18 protein-coding genes are annotated in these 20079 nt (G+C 68.9%); 9 read left to right on the top strand and 9 right to left on the bottom strand.

The window, feature by feature from the left end:
* Positions 1 to 14: 14 nt before the first annotated feature.
* Complete coding sequence (locus tag AC0NZQ_RS21055) at positions 15 to 1328, top strand: cytochrome P450 (protein ID WP_474532073.1); 1314 nt, start codon at positions 15 to 17, stop codon at positions 1326 to 1328.
* Between the two features lie 18 nt (positions 1329 to 1346).
* On the opposite strand, the gene AC0NZQ_RS21050 is transcribed toward AC0NZQ_RS21055, so the two are convergent.
* The 3 genes from AC0NZQ_RS21050 to AC0NZQ_RS21040 all read right to left on the bottom strand — a co-directional run bounded on the left by AC0NZQ_RS21050 (position 1347) and on the right by AC0NZQ_RS21040 (position 3912).
* Complete coding sequence (locus AC0NZQ_RS21050; RefSeq protein WP_474532072.1) at positions 1347 to 1958, bottom strand: TetR/AcrR family transcriptional regulator; 612 nt, start codon at positions 1956 to 1958, stop codon at positions 1347 to 1349.
* 31 nt (positions 1959 to 1989) lie between these two features.
* Complete coding sequence (locus tag AC0NZQ_RS21045) at positions 1990 to 3219, bottom strand: EAL and HDOD domain-containing protein (protein WP_474532071.1); 1230 nt, start codon at positions 3217 to 3219, stop codon at positions 1990 to 1992.
* Positions 3220 to 3333: 114 nt separating this feature from the next.
* Positions 3334 to 3912: a TetR/AcrR family transcriptional regulator gene (locus AC0NZQ_RS21040; RefSeq protein WP_474532070.1), complete on the bottom strand. Its 579-nt coding sequence runs from the start codon at positions 3910 to 3912 to the stop codon at positions 3334 to 3336.
* Positions 3913 to 4030: 118 nt separating this feature from the next.
* Between AC0NZQ_RS21040 and AC0NZQ_RS21035 the strand changes: the two genes are divergently transcribed.
* Both AC0NZQ_RS21035 and AC0NZQ_RS21030 read left to right on the top strand, forming a co-directional pair.
* Entirely contained in the window at positions 4031 to 5233 is a 1203-nt protein-coding gene (locus AC0NZQ_RS21035; protein ID WP_474532069.1) for an alpha/beta hydrolase family protein, read from the top strand.
* 28 nt (positions 5234 to 5261) lie between these two features.
* A complete protein-coding gene (locus tag AC0NZQ_RS21030) occupies positions 5262 to 5678 on the top strand; it encodes a nuclear transport factor 2 family protein (RefSeq protein WP_474532068.1) in 417 nt (138 codons plus the stop codon).
* Between the two features lie 2 nt (positions 5679 to 5680).
* On the opposite strand, the gene AC0NZQ_RS21025 is transcribed toward AC0NZQ_RS21030, so the two are convergent.
* Positions 5681 to 6100, bottom strand: a complete 420-nt coding sequence (locus AC0NZQ_RS21025) for a PPOX class F420-dependent oxidoreductase (RefSeq protein WP_474532067.1) — start codon at positions 6098 to 6100, stop codon at positions 5681 to 5683.
* Positions 6097 to 7317, bottom strand: a complete 1221-nt coding sequence (locus AC0NZQ_RS21020) for an epoxide hydrolase family protein (protein ID WP_474532163.1) — start codon at positions 7315 to 7317, stop codon at positions 6097 to 6099. The genes AC0NZQ_RS21025 and AC0NZQ_RS21020 overlap by 4 nt, the downstream gene beginning before the upstream one ends.
* A gap of 67 nt (positions 7318 to 7384) precedes the next feature.
* Here AC0NZQ_RS21020 and AC0NZQ_RS21015 point away from each other — a divergent pair, with 67 nt between their 5' ends.
* Positions 7385 to 8008 carry a TetR/AcrR family transcriptional regulator gene (locus AC0NZQ_RS21015; protein ID WP_474532066.1) on the top strand — a complete coding sequence of 208 codons (624 nt, stop codon included), beginning with the start codon at positions 7385 to 7387 and terminating at the stop codon, positions 8006 to 8008.
* Positions 8009 to 8029: 21 nt separating this feature from the next.
* Complete coding sequence (locus tag AC0NZQ_RS21010) at positions 8030 to 8407, top strand: VOC family protein (RefSeq protein WP_474532065.1); 378 nt, start codon at positions 8030 to 8032, stop codon at positions 8405 to 8407.
* Positions 8408 to 8410: 3 nt separating this feature from the next.
* On the opposite strand, the gene AC0NZQ_RS21005 is transcribed toward AC0NZQ_RS21010, so the two are convergent.
* Positions 8411 to 8905, bottom strand: a complete 495-nt coding sequence (locus tag AC0NZQ_RS21005; RefSeq protein WP_474532064.1) for a tetratricopeptide repeat protein — start codon at positions 8903 to 8905, stop codon at positions 8411 to 8413.
* Positions 8906 to 9078: 173 nt separating this feature from the next.
* Between AC0NZQ_RS21005 and AC0NZQ_RS21000 the strand changes: the two genes are divergently transcribed.
* From AC0NZQ_RS21000 to AC0NZQ_RS20990, 3 genes are all read left to right on the top strand, one after another.
* Positions 9079 to 9684: an HD domain-containing protein gene (locus tag AC0NZQ_RS21000; protein ID WP_474532063.1), complete on the top strand. Its 606-nt coding sequence runs from the start codon at positions 9079 to 9081 to the stop codon at positions 9682 to 9684.
* Positions 9685 to 10445: 761 nt separating this feature from the next.
* Entirely contained in the window at positions 10446 to 16916 is a 6471-nt protein-coding gene (locus tag AC0NZQ_RS20995) for a DNRLRE domain-containing protein (protein ID WP_474532062.1), read from the top strand.
* A gap of 27 nt (positions 16917 to 16943) precedes the next feature.
* Entirely contained in the window at positions 16944 to 17447 is a 504-nt protein-coding gene (locus AC0NZQ_RS20990) for a hypothetical protein (RefSeq protein ID WP_474532061.1), read from the top strand.
* Between the two features lie 271 nt (positions 17448 to 17718).
* Here the strand turns inward: AC0NZQ_RS20990 and AC0NZQ_RS20985 are convergent, their stop codons facing one another.
* The 3 genes from AC0NZQ_RS20985 to AC0NZQ_RS20975 all read right to left on the bottom strand — a co-directional run bounded on the left by AC0NZQ_RS20985 (position 17719) and on the right by AC0NZQ_RS20975 (position 18931).
* A complete protein-coding gene (locus AC0NZQ_RS20985; RefSeq protein WP_474532060.1) occupies positions 17719 to 18240 on the bottom strand; it encodes a transposase in 522 nt (173 codons plus the stop codon).
* A complete protein-coding gene (locus AC0NZQ_RS20980; protein WP_474532059.1) occupies positions 18237 to 18542 on the bottom strand; it encodes an IS3 family transposase in 306 nt (101 codons plus the stop codon). The genes AC0NZQ_RS20985 and AC0NZQ_RS20980 overlap by 4 nt, the downstream gene beginning before the upstream one ends.
* 74 nt (positions 18543 to 18616) lie before the next feature.
* Positions 18617 to 18931, bottom strand: a complete 315-nt coding sequence (locus AC0NZQ_RS20975; protein WP_474532058.1) for a transposase — start codon at positions 18929 to 18931, stop codon at positions 18617 to 18619.
* A 208-nt stretch (positions 18932 to 19139) separates the two neighbouring features.
* On the opposite strand from AC0NZQ_RS20975, the gene AC0NZQ_RS20970 reads away from it, so the two are divergent.
* The gene (locus AC0NZQ_RS20970) at positions 19140 to 19808 is read left to right on the top strand and encodes a hypothetical protein (protein ID WP_474532057.1); all 669 of its coding nucleotides are present in this window, start codon (positions 19140 to 19142) and stop codon (positions 19806 to 19808) included.
* Positions 19809 to 20079: the final 271 nt, after the last annotated feature.

The following is a 20079-nucleotide window of genomic DNA, read 5'->3' as shown; positions in this document are numbered from 1 at the left end:
GGTTGGGAGCCGCCATGACCGCCACCCTCACTCCCGCACCGGCCGTTCCGCCGGGGCCGGCGCTGCCCACGGCGGTCCAGGGCCTCGCTGCGGTGGTGGACCGGCGCCGCGCGCTCGCCGCCCTGCAGCGCCGCTACGGCACCGCGTTCCGGATCTCGATGCCGACCTTCGGGCAGTGCGTGGTGCTCAGCGACCCGGCCGAGGTCAAGGCGCTCTTCACGACCTCACCGGACCTGGTGGACGTCACCGAGGTGAACCTGGGTCGCGTCCTGGGTGGGAACTCGATGTTCGCGCTGCGCGACCAGCGGCATCGCAAGCACCGCAAGATGCTGGTGCCGCCCTTCCACGGTCGGCGGCTCGCGGCCTACGAGGCGCTGATGGAGCGCAGTGCGCGGGCGGAGTTCGCCGCCTGGCGCGAGGGTGAGGAGTTCGCCTCGCTGCCGTCGACCATGCGCGTGACCCTGGACATCATCCTGCGGGCGGTCTTCGGCGCCGAGGGCGAGGAGCTGCGCCGACTCGGCGAGCTGCTGCCGGGGTGGGTCGAGCTGGGTTCCAAGCTGGCCGTGCTGCCATTGCCGCAGTGGGATCTCTGGGGCATCGCGCCGTGGGGACGCTTCCGCCGCCAGCGCGCCGAGTACGACCGCATCGTCGACATCCTCATCGAGCGGGCCCGCCACGATCCGCGGCTCGATGAGCGCGACGATGTCCTGGCGCTGCTGTTGCAGACCCGCTACGACGACGGCTCGGCACTCACCCGCGACGAGATCGCCGACCAGTTGATCACGCTGCTCACCGCTGGCCACGAGACCACCGCGACCTCGCTGGCGTGGATCCTCGAGCGACTCCGCCGTCACCCCGCGGTGCTGGCGCGGCTGGTGGCCGAGGTGGACGCCGGCGGCAGCGACCTGCTCGCCGCGGTGATCACCGAGACGCAGCGGGTGCGGCCGGTCATCGACGTCACCTTCCGGCAGGTGCGGGCCGAACGCCTCGAGCTGGGGCGCTGGACCTTCACCCGCGGCCAGACGCTGATGGTGGGCATCGGGCTGCTGCACCACGACCCGGACCTCTTCGCTGACCCGGAGAGCTTCGACCCGGACCGCTTCCTCGGCGTGCGGCCGGACACCTACTCGTGGATCCCCTTCGGCGGTGGCACCCGTCGCTGCATCGGCGCGGCCTTCGCCGACATGGAGATGAAGGTGGTGCTGCGGACGCTGCTGCGGGACTTCACGCTGCACCCCACCGCCGAGCCGGACGAGCGCTTCCACTCCCGCGGCATCGCCTACGCACCCCAGCGGGGCGGTCGGATCGCGGTGACGCGTCGCCGCTGACCCGGGGCTGTCCCACGGTCAGGCGGTGTCCAGCAGGGCGATGACCGCGGTGGTCGCCACGTCGACGAGGTCGGACAGTGGACGGCCCGCCTCCACCTGTGTCGCGATCAGCTCGCGCAGGCCGCCGACGAGGATGACGCTCACCTCGCTCGGCACCGGGCCGTGGTCGTCGCGGAAGAGCGGGCTGTCCACGAGCTCGCCGATGAGTTCGATGAAGCGATCTTGTGCCTCGACCTGGACCGAACGCGCCGAGGGGAGGGCGGGGGAGTCTCGGATCCAGGCCAGGGTCAGCTCAGGCAGGGCTGTGGAGCCGTCCAGCCAGGCCTCGACGGCTTGGCGGACCTGTGTCCGCCACGGGGCGCCGCGGTCCACGGCGCCGGCGATGTGCGCGATCAGCTGATGGTTGACGACGTCCAGCAGCGCGACGAAGCAGGCTTCCCGTGAGTCGAAGTGCTCGTAGAACGTGCGGCGGGAGGTCCGCGCGTTGCGGACCACGTCGGCGACGGTGACCGCGGGAAAGCCCTTCGCGGCGATAGCCTCGGCCATGCCGGTGAGGAGCCGGCCGCGAGGGGTGTCGTCGGTGAAGACGCTGCCGGCAAGGCCGGGACTCACCTGCGACGGTTCGGACACACCTGCGACGCTAGTGGCACCGGGCCCGTGGTCAGCGCCCGGCGGTGAGCGTGTCGATGCTCCAGTTGAAGGCCGAGGCGAAGGCGTCGTGGAAGCGCTCGGTGGCGATGCCGCTGGCGCTGGCGACGCCGTCCTCGGCACCGGGTGAGGCCGCGCCGGCGCGATAGCGGTAGTCGGCGACATCGCGGACGAGCGCGGCCAGCGGACCCGCCGTGCCGAAGGCGCCCTCCTGCAGTTCCGGGCTCAGCGCGAGCTGCTCGGCGATCTCGTCACCGGGCATCTGCAGCAGCTCGTCGAGGGCCGACAGCATCCCGGCGGTGAAGGCGGTGCCCGGCGCAACGCCGGGGACGTCGGCGGCCAGCAGCTCGCAGGCCCGCGCCCGGAGCAGGACGTTGACGAATTCGTCGGCCGGAGCGGAGGTGCTCCCCGAACGCGCCAGCAGCAGCGTCAGCCACCGGCGCACCGCCACCGTTCCGGCGAAGACGAGCGCATCTCGCAGCGAGTTGATGCGCCGCGCGGTCTCGCCCGGCCGGCCGGCTGCCGCCAGCCGCATGATCTGATGCGCCAGGGCGGGGTCGCGGCGGATGACGTCCTCCAGGACGTCGAAGTCGGCGTCGTCGTTGCCCACGACGGCGGCTTGCTGCAGCCGGCCCAGGGTCGCCGGAGCGAGGGTACGACCGGAGACGAGCTGCGGTCGGTCGAGGTCGTGGCCCTGGAAGAGCGTGAAGCCGTGGGCGCGGAGCCGGCCGACGGCGGCGCGATCGCTGACCTGGTTGGCGAGTAGCTCCACCGGGTGGTTCCGGCAGTCGCGGACGAGCTGGTCCACCGCGTCGGGGGGTGTGAGGCGCATGTCGACGCGGACGACCGAGGCCAGTGGCAGCAGCGGTTTTGAGGCCTCCAGCACCGCGCCGCCGTCGAAGGCGAGCCGATAACCCGAGCCGTGCAGCTTCGTCACGCCGGCGTGGACGTCGTCGTCCAACTCGACGTGGGGCGGGATCTGGATGACCGTCTGCTCCGGCGGCAGGACGACCGGGATCGAGCCGGTGAGCACCTCGCGGTCGGCGCTGCAGAAGAGCAGCCGGTCGCCGACGAGGGACTCCAGCCCCAGCGTCACCGCGCCGAAGATCAACTCGGCCGTCATCTGGCCACCGCTGAGCCGGCCGGGGCGGGCGACGCTGCTGCGGAAGAGCAGTTCGTAACCGGCCAGGCCCTCCTCGCGATAGATGCCCTGTCGCCCGACGGCAACGCTCGCTGTGCTCACTGGGTCGGGGCCCTCTCGCTGACTACGTCGACATCGCCCGGAGGCTTGCGTGAGTAATCGGCTAGGCGCGCGACATCTTGAGGACAGTCGGCTGTGCCGATGATCTCGGCGAGGTCAGGGCTCGGTGCGCGCGCGGTGGCGGCGTTCGTTCTCGGCCAGGGCCCGGTCGACGAGCGCATCCACCTCGACAGGCGCGTAGCCGAAGAGCACCCGGAGGTAGATCGGGGCGAGGATGCCGTCATACAGCACGACCGGGTCCAGCGGCGGCGCGCCGGGTGTGCGCGCGGCGGACTCCTGCAGCTGCTCGAAGCGGCGCTGGTTCAACTCGGTGATGCCGAGGGTGGGGTCCTGGCCGTGGCGCAGCCGGATCTCGATCATGGTGCGGATCAGTCGCAACCCGCCCGCCTCGATCGAGGCGGCGGCGCTGTGAGCCCAGGCTCGGACGTCGGTCTCCAGGTCTCCGGTGACCACGATCGGTAGCCGCGTCTCGAGGTCGGCGACGGCCGCCTCGAGCACCAGGGCCTCCACCGATCCCCACCGGCGGTAGATGGTGACGTCACTGACTCCCGCGCGCTCGGCCACCGCGGCGACGGTGATCGGCCAGACGTCTTCGTCGAGCAACTCCGCGGCTGCCGCCAGCGCGTCCGCGCGCACCCGCGCCGATCGGCCACCGGGACGACTGCCGGCCGTCACGGGCGGGCGCCGGTCGGTGCGATGCCACTCACGAGCACGTCCTCTCTGTCGCGGGTGCAACCTTAGGTGGCCTCCGCTAAAGTAGTAGTTACTACTTTAAGACCGGAAGGGGTCAGTCATGTCCATCGCCTTCGCCGACGAGACCTTCGAGTTCGAGTTCGTCCGCAACCTGGGACTGATGTACTACGGCGGCGCCGATCTCGGCGACATGCTGGCGGCCGCGAATCGCATCGACGAGCCGGACTTCGAGAGTTGGTACGAGGGCTGGCGCGCACAAGCCGTCCGCGTCGAGGAGCGCGCCCGGACCAGCGAGGCGCGCGGCCACCTCCGCAGCGCCGCCGAGGGGTACCTGCGCTCGTCGACGTACCACCGCATGTCGGAGTTCTTCCTGCACGGCAATCGCTCCGACCCTCGCATCCTGTCCGCCTCCCATGCCGCGCAGCAGGCCTACTCCCGCGCCGCCGCGCTCGCCGGGCCGACCTGGGAGCAGGTGGAGATCCCCTATGAGGGCACCACGATGCCGGGCTACCTCTACCGGGTCGACGACACCGACACGCCCCGCCCCACCGTGATCTTCCACGGCGGCTACGACTCCAGCCTCGAGGAGCTCGGCTTCTTCGGAGCCCTGGCCGCGGTGCGTCGCGGCTACCACTGCCTCACCTTCGACGGACCGGGGCAGGGACGCCCGGCGCGGGAGCAGCAGCTGTTCTTCCGCCACGACTGGGAGAACGTCGTCACCCCGGCGCTCGACTTCGTCATCGACCGGCCCTTCGTCGACCCGAGCCGGGTCGCGCTCATGGGGCTGAGCCTGGGCGGCTACCTCGCGGCGCGCGCCGCCGCCTTCGAGCCCCGGTTCGCCGCGGTCGTGCTCTACGACGGCATGTACAGCTTCCACGAGACGGTCCGCTCGCAGCTCCCGGCGGACGCCCTCGCGCGACTGGACGCCGGCGACGCCGACGAGTGCGACCGACTGCTCACCGAGGCCATGCGGACGGATCCCGCACTGACCTGGATGGTCACCCAGGGCGTCTGGTCCTTCGGGGTGCAGCGACCCTCGGAGTTCCTCACCGGTGACCTCACCCGGTTCACCCTCGACGGCATCGCCGACCGGATCACGATGCCGTCACTGGTGCTTCGCGCCGACGGCGAGACCATCGGCGGTGCCGGACAGGCCGACCAGGTCTACGCCGCCCTTCCGGAACCCAAGCAGCTCGTCGGCTTCGGCCCGGAGGACGGCGCGCAGCGCCACTGCCAGGCGGGTGCCTACGCCTTCGCCCACCAGCGCATCTTCGACTGGCTGGACGAGACGCTCCCGTCCTGACCCTCCGACACCGACCGAAAGGACCGACATGACCACGCCATCGACCCGCGCCGCTCACCTGCGCACTGCCCTGGAGGCGTTCTTTAGCGGCGACATCGACACGTTCCTCACCCTCTACGGCGACGACTCCGTGCACACGTTCCCGTTCGCGCCACCCGGCATGCCCGGTCGAGTCGAAGGCAGAGCGGAGATCGCGCGGTGGATGCGGGGCGTGCCCGAGATCATGATCTTCCGCGACGGCGTCCGGGAGCTGCGGATCCACGAGGGGGCCGACGCGCTGACCGCCGAGTGGAACGCCACCGGCTACTTTCCCGACGGCACGCCCAGCGAGATGTCCTACGTCGCGGTCGTGACCTATGACGGTGACAAGGTGGTCGAGTATCACGACTACATGAACCCGCTCGGCCTGAGACACCCCACGGCGCCGTCCGCAGCGGCGGGTTGAGGTCAGAAGCCGATGCCGTGGAGTCGCTCGGCGGCGATGCGGAGGATGACCCGGACCTCACCCGCGCCGCTGTAGGACGGATAGGGGCCGCCGAGGTAGCGATGGGCGAGCGCCTCGATGTGCTCGGCGGCGCCGTCGGTGGTGATCTCGACGACCCGGCCCCGGACGGCGAAGTACCGGAAGGTGTCCTCGGGGTCGGTGATGTTCAGTGCCACCCGGGGATCGCGGGTGACATTGCGGAGCTTCTGGTGCCCCTGCACGGTGTTGACGAGGACGTGGGTCCCGTCGGTATCGACCCAGGTCTGCGTGAGCTGCGGCGACCCGTCCGGCATGCGGGTCGCGATGAAGCACGCACTCCGGCGCCGCAGGATGCCAAGGAGGGCGGCCGGCAACGGAAGGGTGCTCTCGGGTGGCGTGCTCACTGGTGGTCTCGGGTCTCGGTGGGGGGCTGTCGGCGGAGGGCGTCGAAGGTGGCGCGGATGTCGGCGGTGAGCTGCGCGGGCTGCTCCAGGGCGGCGAAGTGGCCGCCGCGTTCCGCCTGGCGGTAGAAGACGGTCCGGGGATAGCGGGCCTCGACCCACCGCCGGGAGGCACGGACCGCCTCCCGCGGGAAGATGCTGAACCCCGCCGGCATCGGGTTGGGGTCCTGTCGGCTGGGAAAGCGTGGCTGCTCGCGGCCGGCTTCGCGGTAGAGGCGGGCCGAGGAGGTGGCGGCGCGGGGCAGCCAGTACAGCATCACGTCATCGAGGATGTCGTCGAGCGCGACGACATCGGTGGGGTCCCCGTCGTGGTCGCCGACCCGCAGGAAGAGGTCGTAGATCCAGGCGGCCAGGCCGACGGGGGAGTCGTCGAGGCCGTAGCCGACGGCGGCCGGGCGCGATGCCATCACCGCGGCATACCCGGAGCCGTGCTGCTGGTAGGCGGCGGCGTCGGCGATCATCCGGCGCTCCTCGTCGTCGGCGTCCGCCGCCTCGCGGTCGTCGGGGAAGACCAGCGGCAGGTTGACGTGCATGCCGATGCAGCCGGGCGGGTGCAGTCGGCTGATGGCCTCGACGACGGCGCTGCCCCAGTCACCGCCGTGCATGCCCCACTGGCGATGTCCCAGCCGCCGCATCAGCTCCACCCAGGCGCGGGCAATGCGCTGCGGGCCCCAGCCGGACACCTCCGGCGCGCCCGAGAAGCCGAAGCCGGGCATGGCGGGGATGACGAGCTCGAAGGCCTGCCCGGGGTCCATCCCCTGACGGGTGGGGTCGACGAGGTCGTCGACCATGTGCCGGAACTCCAGGACGCTGCCGGGCCAGCCGTGACAGAGCAGCAGCGGCAATGCGTCGGGGTGCGGCGAACGCACGTGCAGGAACCAGATGTCAACGCCGTCGATCGTGGTGACCGAGGCGCCGAGACGGTGGAGCTCCGCGGCGCAGGCGTCCCAGTCGTAGCCGCCGGCCCACCGTGCCACCAGCCGCCGCAGCTGATCCACCGGCGGTCCGTCGTCGCTTCCGCTGCCGTCGCCGGAGCCGTCTGAGACCGGCCGCGGTTGTGGCCACCGGGTGTCGAGCAGTCGCTCGCGCAGCATGGCGAGCTCGCGGGGCGGGATGTCCGGCTGCCACGGCGTGACGGTCTCGGCGAGGTCTGGCGAAATCGGAGGCACGAAACGGAGCGTACTCTCCGTTCGGAGGAAACGCTCCGCTCCGGTTAGGATCGGCCGCATGTCGGAGGCACGCCCATTGCGCCGGGACGCGCTGCGCAATCGCGAGCGGGTCGTGGCCGCGGCGGCCACGCTGATGGCGACGCGCGGTCTCGGCGTCAGCTACGACGACATCGCCGATGCCGCGGAGGTCGGCGTCGGGACCGTCTATCGCCACTTCCCGGCGCGCCGCGATCTCGTCGCCGCCCTCTTCCGGGGACATCTCGACGACGTCGTCACCGCGGCGCAGCAGGCCGCAGCCGATCCCGACCCCGTCGCCGGCATCGCCGGCTTCCTGACCTCGTTGACCGAGCGGCAGGCGACGCACCGCGGACTGGCCGAGGTGCTGCGCGGCGGCGGCGACCCCGAGCTGGTGCGGGAGGCCAGCGCCCGCGTCACGCCGCTGGTCGCCGACCTGGTGTCGCGCGCCCGGTCAGCCGGACGGGTCGGGCCCGATCTCCTGCCCGGCGATCTCGTGCTCGTCGAGTTCATGGTCACCGCGCTGATCGACGCCGCCGGGGAGCGTGACCCGGACCTCTGGCGGCGCGGCCTCGCCTTGCTGCTCGCCGGCCTCGTCGCCGCCGACACGCTGCCCGCACCGGTGCCGGACGCCGCGCTGGTCGACCGGTTGTACCTGGGCCGGTAGGCGAGCGCTTATCGTCGCCCCATGGCCGTGCTCGCCACCTTCGCCCGGTTGTACGTCCGCGACCTGGATCAGGCGCTGGCCGCGCTCGCCGCCTGCGGCGTGTCACCGGTGCGGCTGCGTTTCGGCCACGCGTCGGGCATCGAGCTCGCTGTGGTCGGCGACGTCCTGGTCCTGGCTGCCGCGGACGAGGTGCTCGAGACCTTCCGGTCGACGGACCTCACCGTCGTCGTGGACGACCTCGAGCAGGCGATGGACGGAGCCCGAGGCGGTGGTGCGGTGATCGTCCGCGAGCCGGCGCAGCAGGCGACCGGACGCAACGTCACGCTGGCCTTCCCGGGCGGACCCGTCATCGAGTTCGTCGAATGGGACGAGCAGACACGCTCCACGGCGAGGGTGTGACGGCTACGCGCCGTCGTCCTCGGTGAGGGCCTCGGCGTAGGCCCGGACCGAGCGGCGGTAACGGGGCAGCGTCGGCTCGAGTTCCTCGATCACGACGCGGAGTGCCTCGTCGTGGCGGCCGGCACTGTGCAGCGCAAGGGCGAGGAAGATCGCCGGGGCCGCGCCTGTGGTCGGGTGCCTCGGCGCGTCGCGCAGCATGGCAACGGCCTCGTCGACCCTGCCGAGGTTGCGCAGCGTCGAGGCGTGTTGCACCACCAGCTGCGCGGCTCGGGCGGGGTCCACGGTGGCGAGGCCCACGGCGGTCGCCGCCGCATAGTGGCGGTCGGCCTCGGCCTCGCGGCCGCCGGAGTCGCAGGCACCGCCGAGCTCGAAGGCGCCGAGGGCGGGATGCGGTGCGCTGCCGGCGAGGTCCCGCATGCGGTCGATGCGTGCCCGGGCGTCGATCTCGTCGTCGGCCCAGAGGGCCGCGACGCGCTCCTCCCAGTTGCCAGCGTCCATGCCTGCAGGATATGGCGCCCGGGGTGTCGTGACCTCGACGGTCATTGCGCGCACGGTGCCGTCACGGCTGGTCCCGAACGTGGGTGGTGGTGGCAGTGAGTGCGCGTCGCAGCGATCCGCGGCGAGCACGGGCCGCAGCGATCCTCGCTTTGCCGCCCGTGCGAGCATCGGGCGTGCGCATCGCTGACTTTTCCGAGCCGCAGACCGACGCCGCTCGTGGTGCCCTCGCGCTGGCGGCGCAATACCAGTCCCCGGCGATGACGGCACACTCGATCCGCTCATGGCTGTGGGCCGAGGCGTTTGGCGTCGTCGAGGACCTCCGCGACATCGACCACGAGCTGCTCTACGTTGCCGCGATCCTGCACGACATCGGTACGACGCCCGAATACGACAACCATACGATCTCCTATGAACATGCCGGCGGACACGTCGGCGTTGCCTTGACCGCGGGAGCCGGCTGGACCGCCGCGCGCCGCCAGCGGGTGCTCGACGTGATCGTTCGTCACAACTGGACGAGCGTCGACCCCCGACTGGATGTCGAGGGGCATCTGCTGGAGACCGCCACCGGCCTGGACATCTCCGGAGCCCGATACGACGACCTCCCGGAGGAGTTCTTGCGTGAGGTGCTCGCGGCGCACCCGCGCGGTGACCTGGCTCAGGAGTTCGCGTCGTGCGTAGCGGATCAAGCCGAACGCAAACCCACGACTGCGGCACGCCGGCTCGTCGACAACGGTGTGGCTGACAAGCTCGAGCACAATCCGCTCGAACGGCTGCACTGACGCACGCGACGTCGTTGCCGTCCCCTTCGGTGGGGCCCGCGGTTGAGTTGCCCGGACGCGCGACGGGCGCCGCGCGCCCGTGGCCACTCGATCGGCTCGGCACCGTCGAGCAAGCTCGCCGTGCGCTCGCCTCACTCGGGCCGCCCGCCTCCGCAGGGCGAGAGGACGAGATTGATCTTGTTTGAGGCGCCAGAACCCCAATGAATGCGGGGCCTCATCCGTTGGTAGGTGATGGTTTCAGCTGGGTGAGGCCGAACCTCGTGTTGCCAATTCGTTGCCACATCGGAGGGTTCATTCGGCCGGGGGTTGCAGATCTCGATCGGCAAGTGAGCGGTAGCTGTCTAGAGGCTCCGAATGAAGGAAGGGAGTCCCCCCGGGTGCCCATGCGTTGGACTTGCGTCCCGATGGGTCAGCCGTGCCGATCGGCGCGCTGCCCGCAGCGCGGTGACCTTGACCGGCGCAGTCGAGCTTCCACGGCCCGGCACGAGACGTAGCTGCTCGTCCGACTTAAGGTCCGCTTCGGTCGGCTCGGCCTCGTCGAGTTCAAGTGTTGGCGGGCACGTCTGACGCGGCTGAGGCGGGACGTAGGACCCCAACGCGGGGGACCGAGGACATCCGAGGTGTCCGTATTGGTGTGATCATCCTAAGCCTCACGTAAGAGTGCTCTCAGCCGGTCCGGTGAATGCTGAAGCAGCGCTTAGAGTCCCTCCGATTGATCTTGGCTTTCCAAGATCGAGTTCGCCTCGGGAGGGTGTTTTCGTATGCAAGCTCGTGCACTGACGCGCGTTCTGTTCCGCACGACCGCTGGCGATGCTCGTTCGCGGCGCGGCCGTCTCGTGGCGTTCGCTCTGTGCGGTGCGTTGGCGGCAGTCGATCTCGAGGTCGTGACGCCGAATGCGTCGGCGTCGGCGTCGGCGCGGCGGCCACTGTCGGCACCAGCCGCCGGGAAGACCGAACCACTGGTTGCCGCGGACGTGGCGTCGGCACAGTTGACGGCGCGGGTGCGGGGGGTGCGAGTCGAGGTGTTGTCTGCGCGAGGGGAAGAGGAGACCACCTACGCCAACCCGGACGGCTCGTTCACGACCGAGAACTACCTGGCCCCGGTGCGGGTGCGAGACAGCAAGAATGAGCACGGCTGGTCGGATGTGGACTTGACGCTGACGGCGTCCGCTGACGGTGCGGTGGTGCCTGAGCAGCACTCGCACAAGATCAAGTTGGCCGGCAAGGCGGCCGCGAACGGGGTGCTGACGCAGATCGACGGTGGCAAGGGTCGGCAGATCGGTTACCGATGGCTCAAGAAGCTGCCGACGCCGGTGTTGGAGGGCAATCGCGCCACCTACCGGGGGGTTGAGCCGGGTGTTGACCTGGTGCAGGAAGTCACTCGTACCAGCGTCGAGCAGTTCGTGATTCTGAAAGACCGTGCAGCAGCTGACACTGTGGCCGAGCAGGCTGTTGAAGGGGTGTACCACCTACGGATCCCGGTGCAGCTTCGGGGCTTGTCGCCCCGTGAGCGCGCCGATGGAGGTATCGATTTCCTCGACGCCAAGGGTGTCGTAGCGCAGACCGTGCCGGCGCCTCGCGCGTGGGACGCAGCCTTGGTGCCCAACGCCGATGTTCCGGCGAACGTCATCGAACCCAAGATGACCTTCGAGGCCCGGGGAAGCAGCCGGAGCCGAGGAGATCTCGTGGTCGCGGTCGATGCGGCGTGGCTGCAGGATCCGGCGCGGCAGTTCCCGATCACGATCGACCCCACGACCACAATGGCGGCAGCACACGACACCTACGTGCAGTCGGACACCACCAGCCCACAGGCCGGCTCGAGTGAGCTGCGGGTCGGCACTTTCAACGGGTCCACCAAGGCCCGTTCTTTCATGAAGTGGTCCACGTCTGCCTTCCGCGGGGCGAGCGTTACCTCCGCGACGCTGTCGTTGTGGAACTTCCACTCCTGGTCCTGCACGGCCAAGCCGATGAACATTCACTCCTCGGCAACTACGGACGTCAACACGACGTGGGCCAATCAGCCATCGGCCGGCACGCTGCGGTACTCCCCGTCCTTCGCGAAGGGTTACTCCGGCTGCGCCGCCGGATGGCAGAACATTAACGTCACCTCCCTGGCGCAGGCATGGGCGGCCAGCACCGCCACCGCGCAGGGAATCCGGCTGTCAGCCTCGGAGTCAGACGTGAGCGGATGGAAGAAGTTCAACTCCGCCAACGCGTCGAGCAACGTGCCGAAGCTGTCGGTCACCTACAACCGATACCCGAACACAGCAGGAACGACGACCCACACACCGGGGACTGCGTCGGCGACGAGCACGGCCGGTTGGGCGACCTCGGCGACCCCGACGGTCAAGGCCGTCGTCTCCGACCCCGACGGCGGATCCGTCAAAGGCCTGTTCAGCGTCTACCTCAACGGCACGGGCAGCCCGATCATCGACAAGGCCTCCGGCTCGACGGTTACCTCGGGCGGCACCTCGCAGTACGCGATTCCCGCAGGGAAGCTCGCCAACGGGTCCCGCTACCTCGTACGTGCGTGGGCCTCTGACGGGACACTGGTCTCGAAGACCTACGGCGGTTATGACAACTTCGTTGTCGACAACACGGCCCCGGCCACACCGACTGTGGCCTCGTCGACATCGCCCGAGAATCAGTGGTCAGCCACCGTCGACGGCAACGGCAAGGTCGCGTTCAGCGCCACCAGCTCGGCGGCTGACACCGCCAAGATGCAGTACTCGTTGGACACTGCCACCTACGCCAGCACTGTCACCGCCTCGGCGAACCAGGCTGTCAGTATCGCGCTGGCCACGCCCGCGACCGGCAAGCACACGCTCTATGTCCGTGCACTGGATAAGGCCGGCAATGCGTCGCCCGGCAAGGCCTACGTCTTCTACTTCGGCTCCGGCATCGCCCTGGCGCAGCCGGTCGAGAACCACGTCACGGCTCGACGCATCCCGCTGCAGCTACAGATCGACCCCGGCCAGGTCAGCGCGTTGGGCGCGCACTCCTACCAGTACCGCCGCGGCGCCACCGACTCCTGGAGAACGGTGCCGCTGACCGACGTCACCAACGCCGCCGGCACCACCCTGACCGCATGGCCATCCACCGCTGCCCCCACCACCGCAGTCTCCTACTGGGACGCGGCCAAGACTCTCAGCGGGGGAGGGGTCATCGACGTCCGCGCAACGTTCGCCGGCAACAGCTCGACCACCGACCCGAACACAGTTGTTGTCGACATCAACGCGGGTCAGGCCGGTACCGCGCAGGCTGGTCCCGGTGAGGTAAACCTGCTGACCGGTGAGTACAGCGTGTCCGCGAACGACGCGACACTGTTCGGCGCGAGCATCGGCCGGAGCTACGGCTCCCGCTCGCTGACCGCGGGGCAGGACAATGGTCAGGGCGGCGCGTTCGGGCCGCAGTGGAACCTCTCCAGCGGCGACGAGTACCTCGACACCAGCTGGAAGTTCGTGCGCAAGACGTCGACGGTGTCGGTCGAACTCCAGAACGCAGACGGCTCGGTCGTGGCCTTCACCGCTGCCAACGGCGGCGGCTGGACTCCGGAGCCCGGCTCTGAGGAACTTGAGCTCACGGGGTCGCTCGCCGGATCGTTCACTCTCACCGACACCGACGGAAATTCGACTACCTTCGCCAAGCCGACGGGTGTCACTGGTGCGGCCGCTGACGTGTGGCCGGCCAGCTCGGCCAGCTCGGCCGCCAGCGGCGGCACGGCCCGATACGGCTACACCGTCGACACTGCCGGCAAACTGCGCCTGGCCCGCATCGCAGCACCCAACGCAGCGCTGAGCGGTACCGCGCTGCGGGCCTGTGCCGACCCAACGAGCAACCTGCTCGCTGCGGACCGCCGAGGCTGCCGCATCCTGGAGCTGGTGTGGTCCAGCCCGGCAGACGCTCAAACCGGCGGGTACGCCGGTCAGCGCGTCACCGCCGTCAAGTCCTACGCCTGGGACCCGGCGACCGCCAACGGCGCCGGAGCGATGACCAGCCGCACCGAAGCCACCTACGGTTACGACAGCACCGGCCAGCTCACCAGCGTCACCGACCCCCGCCCCGGCCAGGCGCCGGGCGGTCGAGCGTTGACCACCAGCTACAGGTACGACAGCAACGGGCTTCTCACTGGGCTCACCCCGCCCGGCCGGCAGCCCTGGACCTTTAGCTACGCCACCAGCGCTACCGCAGGACCAGCCTGGGACCGCGACCTGCCGACCTCGAAGGGCCGTCTCACGACAGTCGAGCGACCCATCCTTGCTGCCGGAACCGCCAGCACGGTCAACGGCACCGCACGCACCGCCGTGGTCTACGGCGTGCCCCTGACTACGGCCGCCGGCGGCCCGGCCGACCTCAACCTGGCCACCACCGGCCAGTGGGGTCAGAACGTCGCCCCGGTCGACGGAACCGCCGTCTTCGACATCGACGCCGCCGCCCAGCCCACCAACGATCACTGGGCGGGCGACGACACCACCGCCCGATCATGGAGCCGAGCCAGCGTCACCTACATGGACGTCAACGGTCGCGAGGTCAACACCCGCAACCGCGACGGCCTGATGGACGCCACCGTCTACGACCGCAACGGCAACACCGTGTTCGAACTCGACGGCGGAAACCGCGCCCTCGCCCTCGGCCAAGGCGTCGACGCCGACGCAACGCTGGCCGAACTCGGCCTCGACGGGCTGACCACCGACGCCCGCGCCACCAACCTGGCTACCGTCACCATCTACGAAACCGGCGCCAGCGGCGCCGCCCGCGCCAAGACCGTGCAAAGCCCGGTCCGCACCGTCGTCACCGCCTCCGGCGCGCAGGAACAGCAGCGCCCCACCCAGCGGCTCACCTACGACGCCGGACGACCCGACACCGCCACCACCAGCGACAGGGTCACCAGCGACACCACCGGTGGCCTCGGTATCGATAGCGACCCCGCCACCGCGACACTGGATAACGCTCGCACCACCACCACCAGCTACGACTGGAGCCTGGGCCTGCCGCTCGACGTCACCAGCGACCCGTCCCCAGCCAGCGGTGACGAGATCACCGTCCGGACCCGGTACGACGCCAAGGGCCGCACCATCAAGCAGCAGCAGCCCGCCGACAACGACGGCAGCACCGCAGGCACTCGAGTCACCACCTACTGGGGCGAAGCCAACGGCCCATGCGCCGACCGGCCCGAATGGGGAGACCTCGTCTGCCGCACCAGCTACGCCGCAGCCATCAGCGGCTCGACCGGCAACACCGACCTGCCCACCACCACCACTAGCTACAACCGCGCCGGCGCAGCCGCCAGCACGGCCGAAACCGCCAACGGCGTCACCCGCACCAGCACCACCACCTACGACGCCGCTGACCGTCCCACGACCACCAGCATCGCCGGCGACAACCTCGGCGGACCGATCGCCACCCGGACACTGACCTACGCCGCCGACACCGGCGAAATGCGCACCCTCACCGCCGATGGCAAAACCATCACCACCATCACCGACAGCCTCGGCCGGCCCATCAGCTACACCGACGCCACCGGCCTGCGCGGCACCACCACCTACGACGCCCTCGGCCGCCCGCTGCAGGCCAGCGAGACCGACACGGCAGCCGGCGGACTCGACCGCAGCTTCACCCGCACGACCACCTACGACGACAACACCGGCCGTGTCACCTCCGTTGATGAGACCCAGGCCGGCGCGGTCACCGTCGGTTACGACGCGGCCGGCAACGTGGCCAAGCAAACCCACACCGCATCGGATGCCGGTGGGCTGCAGGTCGCCTCGCGGTACGACACCACCGGCGCCGAGGTCGAACGCGTCTGGACCATGACCGGCTTGGCAGAGCCGGTGCTCTCGGAATCTGTCGTGCAGAACATCCATGGCCAGCAGGTCGACCACACCCAGATGCCGGGCGGGCACCGCACCTACACCTACGACAACACGGGCCGGCTCGCCAACACCGTCGAGCTCGACGCCGATCAGTGCACCGTCCGGGCCTACCGCTTCGACCAGAACTCCAACCGCACCGGCCGAAACATCGCGACTACCGACGCCGGAGTGGACGGCAACGGCGACGCCGTCGTCTGCCCCACCCCAGCGACCCCGTCGGTCGATGCCAGCTACGACACCGGCGACCGGCTCACCAACGCCGGATACGTCTACGACGCATTCGGTCGCACGACCCGCATGCCCGACAGCGACGGGCGGGTGATGCGACTCGGGTTCCACGTCAACGACCTCGTCGCCACCCAAACGCTGTTCGCCAACGCGACCGACGCCGACGCCAACAACGGTGCCGGACAGAATCCCGTCCAGTCCACCACCTACACGCTCGACCCCACGAGCGACCGGGTCGCCAGCCGGACCATGACGGCCGTCAACCCCGACACCAACACCACCGACACCGTCACCAAGACACTGCGTTACAGCTCCGGAAACGACGCGCCCACGTGGACCGACGAAGGCGACGGCACCATCACCCGCAGTATCAGCGGGCCCGGCGGCGACCTCGCCGCGACAGCCACCATTACTAAGGCCGGCACCGCGACCGACGTCGTCACCCGACAAATCACGAGCATCCACGGCGACGTCGCCGCCACTCTCCCCGCTAACGAAGCCGAACCACTGCAGATCAGCCGCTCCGACGAATACGGCAGTGACAGTGACGACACGCCCCGCTACGGCTGGCTCGGCGCGAAGGAACGCGCCAGCGACACCCCCGGCGGCCTCGTCCTCATGGGAATTCGTCTCTATAGCCCCGACACCGGCCGGTTCCTCACCACTGACCCCGTGTACGGCGGAAACGCGAACACCTACACTTACCCCACCGATCCCGTAAACATGTACGACCTGGATGGCCGATGCGGTTTTCCGGGCCTGCCGTGGGTGAAGTGCAAAAAGCCGGGGGGCACGTTTGTTACCGATATGTACGGAAACAAGTATCGGGTGCGAAAGAAGATTGTCAAGAAGATCGAGTCTAAGCACAATTTTACAATGGCCGCCTTGAAACGCTTCATGCGCGTCGCGAGCGCTTTCTATGAAGGCGGCACTACTTACGAATACCTCGGTTACGCAAAGCGATATTCTTGCTCTGGCATTTTATGGTGGGCAAAATGCAAGCTCGTTGAGCAACGCGTAGTCCGAGCAGTTGTCGATACTCGGCGGGTCGGCAAGGGAAGCTACGGCGTGGTCACGGCCTACTGTGTGGGCTCAGTGAAATGCCCAGGTTGGGTCAACAATGCGTTCTGATTCAACGGCCGGTTAGAGGAACGATCGATGATTGAGGATGCGCCAGTTCGCGTTTGGGTAAGAGTTTCAGCGTGGATGATCGCAGATGATCAGTCCCTCTTGATACGCCAAGCGCCGTTCGAACTTGACTTCGGGATCCGAGCTGTGCGCAAGTCAGGGACGATGACCAACGCTGGTGAGCACGACAGGCTCAAGCGTCGGGATCCAGCGGAGTCCGATCAGTATCCCGTGTTCTACGAGGTTGCGGGATTAGTCCATCCATGCCCAACTGGCGCCGGCGAAGCCGGAGACGAGGCGCAGCTGCTTCGGGTTCACAAAATGGACATCCTTTTATCGCCAGGTGTCAGAGAGGCTGATCTCACCGCCAGCTCCCGTGCAGCTTTCACCTGTCATTTTGAGATGATTGGCGAGTACGAATTTGATGCCTTTTCGTGGCCGGACGTGCGGAGGAAGTTGAAAATCCTGGAAGTTCGGAGAGAACTTCGGCTCGGAGACTTCGATCATTGGCTTCTCGCCGAGTGGCCAAGCTAACCCACGGGAGCCGGGCCGTTGGGTCCCGTGCTCGACCACAACGAGTCGGGGGTCAGTGGACCATACGGATCGCCGACCCCCGATTTCGGTCCTCGCGTCGACGCCCACCCGACCCGGGCGCCCAAAGCAAGGCTGCTATCGAAGCCGTCAGCGGCCAGCTCAGAGATCAGCCGGAACCCGACTTTGGGAGCGCGTTCTCCCGCGCGAAGTAGGCCGAGGCGCGCTTGAGGATCTCGTTCTCCATGACCTGGACCCCGTCGTCGTTGTCGGTTCAGGTCGCCAGGGTTTGTAGGTTCTCGGGTTCGGGGTTAGGTCGCCAGGTGGCGGCGACTTCGGTGGGGGTGCGGTAGCCGACCCCGGAGGGGGGTCGGTGGTGATAGCGGTGGATGTAGTCGCCGATCTCGGCCCGCGCCTGCTCGATCGTCTCCCACTCTGCGCGCCAGGCGCAGCGCTTCGTGAACTGCCCGAACCAGGACTCGATGAACGCCTGGGATTCCGGGTCGGATTCCGGGTCGCGGTAGCCGCCGCGACGGTGGGAGACGCCGCGTGCCGAGAGGTGTTTGCGGAACTCGCGGGCGGTGAACTGGCTGCCGTTGTCCGAGCCGAGGGTGAGCGGGCCGGGTGAAACGGCGCGGGCGAGTAGCCCGGCCTCGACGCAGGCGATCGCCTCCTCGGCGCGGGTGCGCAGATCCACGCGCCAGCAGGCGACCTCGCGGGTGCAGCAGTCGACCGCGACGTGGAGATAGACCCAGCCCTGAGCGGCGGTCCGGACCTTGGTCATGTATCTGGTCATGTCCGGATGCCAGAGCTCGTCGGGGCGGGTGACCCGGAAAAACCCCGGCCGACGGCGACGGTCGGGGTTGCGGCTGCGCTGCAGCAGGCGTGCTCGCGCATCACCCGCTGCACCCGCTTGCGGTTCACCGGCTCGCCCAGCTCGCGGGAGGCGAGGGCTGCGACCATGCGGGTGCCGTCGGTCGGGTTCGCTTTCGCGACCTCGACGATCGACTCGTCACCGGGCCGGCTGCGACGGCCGTCGCCGGGGCCGGCGGCGGCTGATCGGCCGATAGACCGCCTGCCGGGAGACGCCGGCGACACGAGCGACGACCGCAGGTTTGCGCCCGGTGGCGATCACGGCGCGGGCCCTGAACTGGCACCTGGACACCCGGTGCTCACGTCCAGTCCCGCGAGAGTTCCCCCGCGATCTCCAACTCATACGTTTTGCGCCCCAGCGCCCGTTCCAGGCTGGCGATCTTCTTCTTCGCCTCGGCCAACTCGGCCGCCTCGGGCGGCTTCTTGTCCCGCGACGTCGCCAGAGCGGCCTTGCCGCCCTCGAGCAGCCAGTCGCGCCACTGGTAGAACAACGCCTCGTTGATCTCGTACTCACGGCACACGTCACGCATCGACCGGTCGCCGCGCAGCCCGGCCAGCACGATCTCGGTCTTCTGTTCCGGCGTGAACGTCCGGTACTTCCGCTTCTCGCTCATCCACCCTCCAAGGGCGACCAGAGCGACCATCCTCTCTCAAGCCATCGCCAAGAGGAGCCGTCAACGAGCCACCGGGGTCCGCGTCATCCGGCATCAGCCAAGGAGTGCGGCAGCTGAGGCGATACATTCAAGCCTTCGGCCGCGGCCAGGGTTACCTCTACACCTACGACGCGAACGGGGACATGACGTTGTATCAGGTGGTCACCCCTTGACACCGGCCAACGCACTCTCGCGGGCCACGGCGCTGAAACGCATCGCGGCCCGTGGTCTCGGGGATCCGCTCAGCCCGCTGGGATTCGAGCCGGGCCCCGGCGTCTCGTGGCTCCGGGATACCGGTGAGCTGCTCCACGTCATCGCCCTCATGCCCAGGTGGGGTAGTCGCAACGTCCAGTGGGGTGTCGTGTCGGCAGAGATCGTTCCCGTTCTGTGGGAGGAGAAAATTGATCCGCGCACAGTTGCCGCGTCCGCCATGACCGGTGGACCGGGCGGTATTCACCACCCGCCGGCGTGCCCTGGATTTAAGCTTGAGGACCGGGTGAAGCCGGAGGAAATCGACACGATCGGCGCAGCGCTGGCCTCTGATGCCCTCCGATTCGAGGCATGGGTCCGGGAGTTAGCCACGAGGCGGAAGCTTCGCGAGTTCCTTCTCGACAACCACGAGCGGTCCGAACCTCGCGGGTTCGTTATCCCGTCCGGCCTTGGTTTGAAGCTGCTCACGGCTGCGGCTCTTGCAGCCGTCGACGGGGACCCGGCTGCGGTCGAGCTGGCTTCTGAGGCCGAGGTTGCGTTGGCCAAGCACCGCGGCGGCAAGATCACCGAAGGGCGTCTCAAGAGACTGCAGACGTTGTTCGCGACCACGCTGCCTAATGGGTTGTAGAAGCGTCTGCGCTAGCTGATCCGACCACGGACGTTGGTGACGGACCTGCGGCACCCACGCCACGATCTCGACCGCAGCGCGGTGCAGCGCGCCGGCGGCGGCTGCCTCAACGAGACGCTGTAGAGGTGGTGCTCTGGGGGGTCTGCTGCACCGATCTGTGACATCTTGACCTGGCCCACCAGTTCTGTTCCAGTCGATCTGGCTAACTGACTGCGGCGACGGTGGTCTGTTGGGACAGTAGTTCGTGCTGGATCGGGGTGCGGTAGTCGAG

The organism is Jatrophihabitans sp. sgz311053, assembly GCF_056135305.1.
Note: the sequence above shows the minus strand (reverse complement) of the source record. Positions and strands in the feature narration are given on the sequence as shown.